Source organism: Okeania sp. SIO1H4 (genome assembly GCF_010672695.1).
In the GTDB taxonomy this organism is placed as follows: Bacteria; Cyanobacteriota; Cyanobacteriia; order Cyanobacteriales; family Microcoleaceae; genus Okeania; species Okeania hirsuta.
Window position 1 is genome coordinate 140,414 of record NZ_JAAHGB010000009.1, and the last position, 11,797, is coordinate 152,210.

9 protein-coding genes and 1 pseudogene are annotated in these 11,797 nt (G+C 38.8%); 5 read left to right on the forward strand and 5 right to left on the reverse strand.

All coding sequences use genetic code 11. From position 1 onward, the window contains the following. Window positions 1-6 precede the first annotated feature (6 nt). From F6K06_RS10335 to cobT, 3 genes are all read left to right on the forward strand, one after another. Window positions 7-210, forward strand: coding sequence for a hypothetical protein (locus tag F6K06_RS10335; protein WP_287242986.1), 204 nt, complete (start codon window positions 7-9; stop codon window positions 208-210). A 194-nt stretch (window positions 211-404) separates the two neighbouring features. Beyond that, complete coding sequence (locus F6K06_RS10340) at window positions 405-1,064, forward strand: DUF2232 domain-containing protein (protein ID WP_124147464.1); 660 nt, start codon at window positions 405-407, stop codon at window positions 1,062-1,064. Window positions 1,065-1,570: 506 nt separating this feature from the next. Then, a complete protein-coding gene (gene cobT / locus F6K06_RS10345; RefSeq protein WP_287242985.1) occupies window positions 1,571-2,659 on the forward strand; it encodes a nicotinate mononucleotide-dependent phosphoribosyltransferase CobT in 1,089 nt (362 codons plus the stop codon). Window positions 2,660-3,265: 606 nt separating this feature from the next. Here cobT and F6K06_RS10350 read toward each other — a convergent pair. Beyond that, window positions 3,266-3,496, reverse strand: a complete 231-nt coding sequence (locus tag F6K06_RS10350; RefSeq protein WP_124146540.1) for a hypothetical protein — start codon at window positions 3,494-3,496, stop codon at window positions 3,266-3,268. A 477-nt stretch (window positions 3,497-3,973) separates the two neighbouring features. Here F6K06_RS10350 and F6K06_RS10355 point away from each other — a divergent pair. After that, window positions 3,974-4,339: pseudogene (locus tag F6K06_RS10355) on the forward strand (ferredoxin); the annotation flags it as partial. Window positions 4,340-4,710: 371 nt separating this feature from the next. Here the strand turns inward: F6K06_RS10355 and F6K06_RS10360 are convergent. The 4 genes from F6K06_RS10360 to F6K06_RS10375 all read right to left on the reverse strand — a co-directional run bounded on the left by F6K06_RS10360 (window position 4,711) and on the right by F6K06_RS10375 (window position 10,423). Further along, window positions 4,711-5,256 carry a hypothetical protein gene (locus tag F6K06_RS10360; protein ID WP_287242983.1) on the reverse strand — a complete coding sequence of 182 codons (546 nt, stop codon included), beginning with the start codon at window positions 5,254-5,256 and terminating at the stop codon, window positions 4,711-4,713. Beyond that, window positions 5,253-8,174 carry a hypothetical protein gene (locus tag F6K06_RS10365; RefSeq protein WP_287242982.1) on the reverse strand — a complete coding sequence of 974 codons (2,922 nt, stop codon included), beginning with the start codon at window positions 8,172-8,174 and terminating at the stop codon, window positions 5,253-5,255. The genes F6K06_RS10360 and F6K06_RS10365 overlap by 4 nt, the downstream gene beginning before the upstream one ends. Before the next feature lie 457 nt (window positions 8,175-8,631). Then, entirely contained in the window at window positions 8,632-10,062 is a 1,431-nt protein-coding gene (locus F6K06_RS10370) for an ATP-binding protein (protein WP_124145672.1), read from the reverse strand. 172 nt (window positions 10,063-10,234) lie between these two features. Next, complete coding sequence (locus F6K06_RS10375; protein ID WP_287308864.1) at window positions 10,235-10,423, reverse strand: hypothetical protein; 189 nt, start codon at window positions 10,421-10,423, stop codon at window positions 10,235-10,237. Window positions 10,424-10,515: 92 nt separating this feature from the next. Between F6K06_RS10375 and F6K06_RS10380 the strand changes: the two genes are divergently transcribed. After that, entirely contained in the window at window positions 10,516-11,535 is a 1,020-nt protein-coding gene (locus tag F6K06_RS10380; protein WP_287242979.1) for an ATP-binding cassette domain-containing protein, read from the forward strand. Window positions 11,536-11,797: the final 262 nt, after the last annotated feature.

The window sequence follows — 11,797 nt, forward strand, 5'->3', positions numbered from 1 at the left end:
TCGGGGTTGCTGAATAAATGTATTATTTCACAGGAGTCAGGAGTCAGGAGTCAGGAGACAGGAGACAGGAGACAGGAGACAGGAGACAGGAGACAGGAATCAGGAGTCAGAAAAAAGTTTTTCGGTGACTTTAGAGTCAGAATTATAGATATAATTCCCACTATTAGACATCTGGTAAAAATTAAAAATCAAATCAACTATTATCCATAAATTATCAATTATTTCCCCCTGTTCCCTGTTCCCTGTTCCCTGTTCCCTCTTTTCTGGAGATGTCTATTGTTTTGGGTGAAAATTTACCACTAATTGAATTTCATATATCAAATCAGCAACGCCGTTTAATCCAGAAGTAGATTAAAAGTAAATTAAATTTTAATAACCAAAATATATAAGGCCAAAGCAATTCTGTGAAAACAACTTCAGATCGAATAACATCATCCACCAGCAAAGAAGATAAACCAATAGTTCTGGTAGAAACAGCTTTTCTGGCCAGTACAGCTAGTTTAATTTGGTTTATCAATTATTATTTTCCCTTGGGACCATTATTAAGAGTTTTCTTCCCCATACCAATTGCTTTACTATATTTACGCTGGGGAAACCGTGCCGCTTGGATGGGTGCAGTAGTATCAGGATTACTTTTATCTGTGCTTATGGGGCCAACTCGTAGTATTTTATTTGTCATTCCTTTTGGTTTCATGGGAGTAATGTTAGGGGCAGTGTGGAAACGAGGAGGAAATTGGTTAATTTCTGTTGGTTTAGGTTCTATACTAGGCTCTATTGGTTTCTTTTTTCGATTTTGGTTACTTTCACTTTTGTTGGGGCAAGACCTCTGGATATATTTAACTACACAAGTTACAGAATTCCTAGAATGGATATTTATCAAATTGGGATTATTAGCTCAACCTAGTTTGCCTTTAATTCAAGCACTTGCTTTAGTTATGGTACTTCTGAATAATTTTGTGTATTTATTTGTTGTACATTTGGTAGCTTTATTATTACTAGACCGCATCGGCAACCCTATTCCTAGACCTCCTAAATGGGTAAGTGTGTTGCTTGATTATGAGTAGTAGATTTTAGGTGGTAGGTAGTAGGTGGTAAGTGGTAGGGTGTGTTAGCGGTAGCGTAACTGAGCAAACTCTTTTGTAGATATTAGGTATTAGGTGGTAGGTAAACTTTTCTCCTCTCCAATAGACATCTCCAAAAATGAAAAATAGGTAGTTCTACATAATAATGATATATGCAGATGAACAATGCCTAGTGTGGGCATCCTCAAAACGAGGGAGCAAGATGCTCTCATTACCGTCTCTGGTAACAACAATAATTACAATGTACGACTATTACAATGCACCACCATCCCAAAATCAAATCAATTGTTATCCATACATAAATATTCAAATATTTATCCCTGTTCCCTTAGTGACTACTGCTATAGCAAGGAACGAGTTGGTGTTTGACTTATGTTGATGATGAACCGTAAGACAGAGAAATACTTTTCCCACTGTTGCCTGTTGCCTGTTGCCTGTTGCCTGCTATATAACTGATAACTGAAATTACCCATTACTCAATAATAATAATGATTCGTGTATATACTCAGGTGCAACAGGGAAAAAATTGGCTGCAAAGGTATCGGAGACACCAACCAGTGTTTTGCTGTATATTAGGATTTACAGATACAGGTCTAATACCGGGAATTTCTGCAGCAGGGGCAACTCCAAAAGACCGCCAATATACTTGTTTGGCAGATGTGGAATTTTTATATAACGGTTTTCAACCACAACCCAAATATCCATTACCACCCCTTGATGCTGGTGCTTCTCCAGTTTTAATCACAAAAGCAATTGTTGATGCTCTCAATATTCCTCTCTACTTATTTAATGCTGGTTTAACTCATCAACCCACTGTACCAACAATTAATTTGGGAGGTACTCCAGCTCGTTGTTTAACTTCTGGTCATGCTTTAGATATGGCAACTGTTGAACATTTACTGGAAGCTGGAAAGAGTTGGGGATATAAGTTAGCTGCTGAAGCAAAAGATAGCTATTTAATATTAGGAGAATGTGTAGTTGGAGGTACAACTACAGCTTTAGCAATTTTATTAGGTTTAGGTATTGCTGCTGCAGGCAAAGTTAATAGCAGTCATCCTCAATGTAATCATGCTCAAAAGTTGACTGTGGTGCGCCAAGGTTTACAAGTTTCTGGTTTTAATTCTGTACCTCCCCTTTCACAACCCCTAAAATTGGTCGCTGCAGTGGGAGACCCGATGCAAATAGTAGTAGCAGGAATGGCAATGACAGCAAGTCTCAAAGTAGGGGTGATGTTAGCTGGTGGTACACAAATGTTAGCTGTTTATGCTTTGATGCAAGCATTAGCTGCAAAATATTCTTTATCTTGGTTGCCTGAGAATATTGTGGTGGGAACAACTCGATGGGTTGCTGAAGACCCGACAGGAGATACTGTGGGGTTAGCTAGAGAAATTGGTATTGTGCCTTTGATGGCAACAAAAGTTAGTTTTGCTGAGTCTTGTTATCCTCAATTACGAGCTTATGAACAGGGGTATGTTAAAGAAGGTGTGGGTTGTGGAGGATGTGCGATCGCGGCTCATTTATATAGAGATTGGAGTCAAGACCAGTTGCTTCAAGCTGTTGAAAGTTTGTTTTTATAGGGAGATGGGGAGATAGGGAGATGCTAATCAAACATAGCATTACTATTCCGAAACGGTATTAGTGGGACTTACACAAAATAAAGCGATAAAATAGGCTCAAATATAGATAGGCAGAGGCTTTTACGTCAAAAAGGTATAAATTATGAATTACTAAGGGTGCTAGCCATTTTTAACGCATCGACGTAATTCCCTTGTCTAGACTGACTTTGACGCATGTTTCCTACCAAAAAATTTCTAAGTACCATTAGTTATAATATATATCCCCAGAAAATAAACTTGCTTTTTATTTAAGATAAGCTAGAGTTGTAAAAGTCACTGAAAAATCATTTTTCGTATCTTTGGCATGAAAATTTATTCCCTGTTCCCTGTTCCCTGTTCCCTGTTCCCTGTTCCCTACTGTGTGCAAAAAGTCTATATCTTTTTCGGAGAGGTCTAATAGTTTGTTTGTAGTTGGGTTTTAGCCCAATAAATACTTTTCTGATACCAATTCCTCAAAAAAATGCTATACTTATTGAATACTTCAGTCATTAAGTAATAATAATGGTTCAGCAATGTTTTTAGCCATTATTTGTATGAAGTAAAGATATCTTATTTTAATTCCAAATTTTAATTCCAAAGCTGCTTCTTATAGCAATTGTGTTGATATGCACTCCAACCTGCCTCTGGATGGTCTTGGTCTGCCATCAATAACACTTGAGCATGAAGGATTTTCTTTGCCGGACCATGACCATTATGGCTAATATCCCGTAATTGTTGCCGTTGGCGTTCGCTCAGATAGACTTTGTACTTAATCTTAGAATTACTCATAGGACATCCTGGGTCATAATTTTTACCCACAATTTTAGTCTAGATGCGCTACTACTGTTGGGTTTACCCTGCGGGTAAGCTACGCTAACGTTCCTCAACCCAACCTACACCTAGAGATGTCTATATGCAAAGACAATACCGATCACTGATAATTATTGTTTATTTTTGCAAGAGGTCTAATGCTAGATTTGGCGTTGGTAAATTAGTGTATAATATTAATCTTAACTACTTAGAAGTCAGGAGTCAGTCCTCAGAAGTTAGGAGGGAAGAAATAAGAAGAAAGAGTAGTAGAAGAGAAAGTTTTTTGTTCACTAATTATCTGGACATTATATCATACCTAAAATCACCAACGCCGTAATTGGTAAGATGATTTTCTACTAGGGGTGATACCCATCACTTACTCTGGTTAGATATTTAGAGGTATCAGAAACAGATTACTCTTAAAGTTTCATCTCTTGATTTACCAACGCCCTAGATTTTTCTACATCATTTTCTGAGTTTAACACAGAACGTTCAGGTTTTGAACCCGAACTTGGTGGAATGTTGCGACAAAAAGGAGTTTACGTTGATGAAATTACCTGTATCGGTTGTAAACACTGCGCTCATGTTGCCCATAATACTTTTTATATAGAATCAGATCATGGGTGATCGCACGTTTTTCAGCAAGATGGCGACCCTGAAGAATTAATCCAAGAAGCGATCGACACTTGTCCTGTAGATTGTATTCACTGGGTTGATTATACCAAACTAAATACTCTGGAAGAAGAGTGCAAGTATCAGGTTATTCCTATTTGTGGTGGTCCTGTGGATAGTGGAGTAGCTCGTATTGCTAGTCATAGAAATAAGCAAAATGCAGATAAAAAGAAGATTTGATTCTTTTCATTAATTCCTGTAGGGTGCGTTAGCGAGAAGATTAATTATGCTCAAGTCTAGTGGAGAGGGCGATCGCGTAACGCACCATTTCAATGTTATAGCAGTCGAAGCAAAAGTTATACCAAATTGATATAGCAATGTGCGCTGGCATATTTACAAATTACAGTAACTGTCCAATAGCTAAAAGCCTGATATTATCGGTTTTTTATTCCCCCTGTTGCCTGTTGCCTGTTGCCTGTTGCCTGTTGCCTGTTGCCTGCGCACAGCGCTATAAATGTTTGCTACGAATAGCTAGGGTATTTCTTAACTTATCTTTTTCGTCAAATAGTCATTTCCAATAAATTCTTTCTATCGACTCCAGCAAATAACCATCAATCTCTCAAACTCTCCAACACCTCATCCGTAAACGGATTTTTCCCTGCCTGGAGCGCTTCGATCCATTTTTGCCGTTGTGCTTTTTTCTTCTCATTACTCGTCCATTCTACAGATACCTGAAAATCTGCGATCGCTCCTTTAATGTCCCCAGTTAAAGCCCTGGCAAGTCCCCGACTATTAACAATCGAGCCATTTTTAGGGCTAAGGGTGACTGCTTTCTCACAAGCAAACATAACATTAGCAGCTTTTTCATAAAGACTGCCAAACCAACAGAGAGTATCCCAATTCTTAGCATAAATTTGAGTAGGGTAGATTTTTTCTGCTTGTTTGTAAGAGTTAATTGCTTCCTTAACTTTACCCTCTTTCACAAGCTCCCTCCCTTTATCCAAAAACGCATTTACTGCCTGATATCTAGCTTTAGCCTTAGCAATATTTTGCAGAGTAGGCATGAATGCTAGCTTGTCCAGTTTTGCTATTGCTTCTTCATACTTTTCTACTGTTGCTTCTTCTATAACTTCCTCTATCAGCTTTTCTGCCTTCAATAATGATTCTGCAAGAACTTTTGGCTTGAGGTTGAGGTCAGGGTTCCATTTTGACCAGTTAGATCGAATTTCCCATCTACTTGTTTTTGTATAGCTTTCATAGCAGTCATCAACCCATCCAACCGATCACCTGACATCGATAACGCTCTGGACTCATTTACCGTAGTAATAATAGTCTGTCTTTCTGCTCGCCTACTTTCCTTTTTAGCCTGTAAACCAAACACTGTCATCCCTCCTGCCAATACTGCCATCCCCAATGCAGCACCAACCGAAACTCTAACCACCCACTTCTGCAACTGCTTTCGTTTTTCTTTTTCCTGTTTCAGCTCTTCTAGTATTTCCAACCCTTTCCTTTGCCGAATAAACCGAACCAAATAATCGTGTACTAACTGATAACGGTTTGCTGGTTTTTCCCGTAACAAAAATACTAAACTAGACTCGACAAAAATATTTAATACTAACTCTAACTCTTTCTCTTGAAACTCACTTTCTTTCGCCAACTCAGCCTGAGTTTTCAGTGGGCGAGTATTATTTTCATCGGTCAACAACATCAATACCAGCCATGCCATTTTTTCATTTTGTTCACCACAGTCTTTCACTACTGATGTTAAATATCGGTTTACTAATTCTGCTTTGGGGTAATCTCCTAATTCTTGATATTTTTCCACAGTGGTAATATTCTCTGTCTGTAGTTGTGCCCCCACTACTTGCAATTCTATCGGGCGAATTTCTCCCAACTCCTGAGCTAAATCTTCAACTAACTTTTCTGTCAGATTTGGATCTATTTTAAACTGAGAATTTTCTGTTAATCCTTGAATGACTAATTTTGCCTTATCCTGGGAAAAATTTCTCAATTCATAAAGAATATTTTTACTTAAAATATCATTGTTGATTGTTTCTAAATTGGCTAAATAATTAAATTCTAATAAATAATGAATATAATCTGAACGCAGGGATAAAACAATTTTCACAAAAGGAATTTTTAAACATTCTTCCAGAAACTGAGCAAATTCTCTTTTTTGCACTGGCTCTGAATTAACAAAGAAAAATTCCTCAAATTGATCGAAAATAATAACCGTAAGTAGATTTAATTCAGCATTATTTCGTAACTGAGAAAAAATTGCCTCAGTCGAATTAAGTATATGTGAATTAACTGCTAATTGGGGAATTGCTTTAAGTTTTTTAGCTAAACTTTCCCCCAATTCTGAAATCCAATGAATATAAACTTGCTGCAAAACCACTACTAAATTACGGGTATCAATTGATTTTTTTTCTAAAGCAGGTATTAATCCAGCCTGCAAAATAGAACTTTTACCAACTCCTGATTGCCCATGAATAACTATCAGTTTATAGTCAGGGCGACTAATTCTTTCTAGTAATTCTTCGACATTAAATTTGCGTCCAGATGCAGAAATTTCTTGAGTAACTTTTCGTCGATTAAGTTGAGGTAAAGCCGGGTTTGTATTTGGTTTTCTGTATCCCAAACGATTTGCACCGATAAATGCTACAAACCCAAATTGTTGTTCTATTTGTTGCAGTTTTTGCTTCAATTCAAAAGCTGCTAAATATGCTTTTTGTTGGTAATATATTTCTCGTGATTCTGTGATAATATCAATATAAAATTCGGTACTGTACTCAGGTTTTGTCGTATTTTTTGCTTGTTCAAAATTGGCTATAGATGCTTCAAATTTACCTAAATATTTTTCGGCTTTTGCTAGAGCAAATAAATATTTTCCTAGATGAGAATAGCGCTCCCAATCTAAAGTAATTTCGTCTTTTTCTGAGCTAGGAGGAGATAAAGCATCTAGAGTTTTGTTGCAAATTTCTATGGCAGTATGAGCAAGTTTTTTTGCTTGTTTATAATTATTTTTTGCCAGTTCAAATTCTGCCAGAAAACCATAAGCACGAGCTTCACAAAATGGCTGAGAATAGGTTTGATGTAATTCAATTGCTCTATTGGCAACAGTTTCTAACTCATCCCAACGCCCTAAAGTCTGCAAAACTTCTCCCCAAGTATTGATAAATTTAGCAACTAAGTCTGGGCGGTTAACTGTCTCAAAGCCTTCTACCGACTGCTGAAAATATGAACAAGCTTTCTCACAAGCCATGTTTTTCTCAACCCGATGTCTAACTGCATAACTACGCCACCATAACCCCAGATAATAATAAGTGTGAGCCACCCGCACCGAGTTGTTAATTTGTTGCCAAAGTTCGAGACTGCGTTGATAATGCTCTAGTGCTACTTCGGTAGAATTATCAGTTGCCCTGCCTAAAACAAATTCCAAATTTGCTTCTAATTCAGGCTCTAAGGTAACTTCTCGGTTTAACAATTCTTGCCTTGCACCCACCAACTCTTGATAAGCAGACTCTCCCAAACCAAGGGTAGTATCATCTAAAAATATTCCTGCCCCACTTTCTAAAACTTTCTGATAAACACTCTCACTGGTCTGCTGAATAAAATCAATTAATTCCTGAGTGGCAGTTTCAAAAACGGTCAGACTTGACCAATTTTCAAAGTCAGGAATTAAGCGAATAAACTTACGAGAAATTTCTGCATCAATCCATAAAACTATGGGAAAAGGGCAATTTTTTCTAAACTCCTCGCGAACTAAACTCATTGCGACCAGCAATTTATCAATATTTCTGACAAACTCCAAACCCCAAACCATCAGAGCATCTGGTTGTTGGTTTCCTAAGCATTTTCTAATAGTTGCATAAAGTTCATCGACAGACTCATCCAACTGCAACTGTGCCAAGTCTCCAGAAAAAGATTCCCGGAGTTGTGGAATTAGGCGATCGCGCTGGCTCAAATTATTGCACTGTGCCAAAAACAGCCGAAATTGTCCTTGAGACATTTCCATCCCTTGGACTAATTTCTGCAATAATTTTTGATTGTTAATTTCCCTGTAACTAGGCATAAATTTTTGACTCTATGTTAATTGCTAACAAACCTCAAACCTTTATTATTTCCTACTAGACTGACACACCTTAAATGGGGGGATGGGGTGATGGGGGGATGGGGTGATGGGGTGATGAAAAAAGCTAATGCACTATTTTAGGTGAAACGGTCCACTACTAGACTGACACAGCTAAAACTGTGCAATAGATTGTGGCGTTGGTAAATTAGTGTATGATATTAGTCTTAATTCTTTAGGAGTCAGGAGTCAGGAGTCAGGAGTCAGGAGGGAAGAAAAACAGAAAAAACCCCGAGTAGAAGGAGAAAGTTTTTTGGTCGCGTAAAGGTCACGGAGTTCTATCGCACTATTATCCGGATATAGTATCATACCTCAAATTACCAACGCCTAGATTGTTATTTCTAGGTGTCTTTATCTCCCCTACTCCCCCACTCCCCCACTCCCCCACTCCCCCACTCCTCTACTCCCTTATATTTAACTCTGGCGCATCTTTCAAGAGAGGATTAATATCAAACCAAGGGCCAAGTTCATCTTGATACTCATAAACAAACATACTCCGAATTAAAATTTGATATCCATCATCTCCCGTTACTTTTTTTGTCTGAACAACTCGGCGCAATAATTCCCACTCATGGTCATCTACAGCTAAAAGTCGCTGATTACGATAAGTTTTAATTACATTGGCAACACTAGCGCGGGAGATGGGAAGATCCCCTTCTTCCATAATAGCCTCATTAACTATTCGCAATACATTCCTCACATGACCACCACTGAAACGACATAAGTAATCTAAAGTTTCCTGACTATCAAATATTTCGGTAACTTTTGCCAAACGTTGCTGTGGATCTAATTCTGGAAATGCCCTTGCCAACACTAACTGCCGCATTAACTTCATTCCTTCAGCACATTCACTACCATCGCGCAACTGTGTGGCCACCATTGGCAATATTTGAGGGTCTTTCTTAAATCTTTGAGTTAATGTGTCGTAGTCATTGGAAAACCTCAGTGCCATAGGAAGAGTATAAATCAGATGACAATGAAGACTCATCAGTTGTTCGCCCCGGTCAACAAATAGATATTCTGGTTGAGGTCGCCCCCAAGGTTTAGGTGAGCTATCAACTTTTTCCAAGTTGTCAACGATAACCACTAATCCTTTTTTGCCATACTTTTTCAACTTTTCGTTAGCGGGTTCGAGTAATTCTTTGTTAATAGTTTCAATAATTCCGCTGGTGCGGGGTCCGAGATATTCTCTGAGTTTCGTACGAAGTTCGGGACTAGCTTTTGCCTGGGCAGTAATTTTACCAATTCCTAAAGCTACAAATTCTAATCCTTTTTCGTCAGCTTTGACTTGACCAACTCCAGGCAAACCAACTTCTGCTGAAAATGAACCCTCACTGCTAGCTGCCACTTTACCCATACCAGGAATATTCGCTTCTGCAGAGAGTTCAATTTCTGTCTGCAATAATTTTGCAGCTCCCTGAAGTAGACCTTTTAATCCTTTTGGTTCCTCCAAGTTAAGTTTTTCCAACTTCTCCAAACTTCTGCTGACCTGTTGTGCAATAGTTAGAAAAATATCGCCTATGTCTACATCTCCCATTTCTAGGCTTTTGTCAGATTCAAAATAGACAACATGAAAGCCTTCTGTTTCTAACTGTTGCTTAAGTTGCCATAATTCTGTAGACTTACCACAACCAATATGTCCGGTGAATAGTTGGCAAGTAGGTTGGTCTGAAGACCAGAGAGTAATAGTATTTTTTAATTTTTTTATAACTTTTCCTCCACGCACGGTCGAGAAGTCAATGTAGTATTTCTTGTCAATTTCTACATTATCTATAAACAGAGGAATGCCAGGGTTTGTTGCCTGAAAAAAGGCTTTAACATCTATGGTCATAACTATTTTCTATTTATGAGAAGCTACCATCAATTTTATCTCAGGGAAAAGGGAACTGGGAAATAGGCAACAGGCAACAGGCAACAGTGACAAAAGCTTTTCTGTGTCTCAGGTCAAACATAATATGGCTGAAGGAAGAAGGAGAGAAGGACAATCTTGCGTTGTCTGAGTTTTAAGCTTTTGGGCGTTGGTAATTTGAGGTATGATACCATGTCCGGATCAGAGCGCGATTTCTCCTTCTATTCCTCTTTCTTCTTCTTTCTTCCCTCCTGACTCCTGACTCGGTCCTCCTGACTCCTAAGTAATTAAGATTAATATCATACACGCGCTTTACCAACGCCAGCTTTTGATATGTCCGCACCCTTTCCTTCCACTGCTATACTTCTGGTCTTCTGCCAAGAATAAAATAAACAATTACAATTATCAAAGAAAACTTTATATTTACTAATAATCATGGCACCAGCAGTTTTAATAGAAAACCTTCAGAAAAGTTATGGTTCGGTTACAGCAGTTAAGGACGTTTCCTTTAAGATAGAACCTGGAGAAATATTTGGTTTACTTGGCCCTAATGGTGCAGGTAAAACAACCACACTACGCGCTCTGTGTACTCTACTTACGCCAGACGCTGGACGTTTAGAAGTATCTGGTATTTCAGTAGTTGACCAACCAAGAATAGCTAGACAACGTCTTGGCTATGTTGCTCAGGAAGTGGCCCTCGACAAGGTGCTGACGGGCCGAGAACTACTGGAACTACAAGCAGCTATATACCATATTCCAGGCAAATTGGCAAAAGAAAGAATCGAAGGAGCGATCGCCCTCCTGGGAATAGAAGATTGGGCGGACAAAAAAACAGGCACTTACTCTGGCGGTATCCGCAAACGTCTAGATTTAGCAGCGGGTTTATTGCATCAACCAGATGTTTTAGTTTTGGATGAACCGACAGTGGGTTTAGATATTGATAGTCGGGTAGCAGTTTGGGATTTTTTGCGTCAGTTGCGAGACTCAGGTACAACAGTTTTGATTACCAGTCACTATCTCGAAGAAGTCGATGCTTTGGCAGATAGGGTAGCTATTATTGACCAAGGTGTGGTTATTGCGACGGGTACTCCTTCAGAACTTAAAGACCGGGTGGGAGGCGATCGCATCACTCTCCGTATTAGGGAATTTTCTTCTACTGAAGAAGCTGAAAAAGCAAAAGTATTACTAGGAAACCTGCCAATAGTTCAAGAAGTTATTGTTAATGCTGCTCAGGGCAATTCTTTAAACTTAGTTGTGACGCCCCAAAGTGATGCTTTGATCGAAATTCAACAGTCATTGCAGTCAGCAGGTTTACCAATTTTTGGTATTGCTCAAGCGCGACCAAGTTTGGATGATGTTTATCTGGCAGCAACAGGAAAAACTTTGATGGATGCAGAATTAGCTGCTGTGGGTAGTCGTGACTTAAAAGCTGAGAAAAAACAAAGTATGCGTTGAACGTTTTCGTGAATTGGCACTTTGTAGGTTGGGTTGACGTGAACAGAAACCCAACGGTAGTAAAAAGGGTGGGGAGATGGGGAGATGGGGAGATGGGGTGTGTTAGCGACAGCGTAACGCACCATCAATAGCTGGAATAGGCGGTGCGTTACATTTCAGACGCACCCTACTTCTACTTCTAGCGATCGCTATCTAATCAAGAAGTCTTCTTCTGCTAACTCTGGCATATTTGTTAAAGTGGCAAATTGACCTCTATTACCAA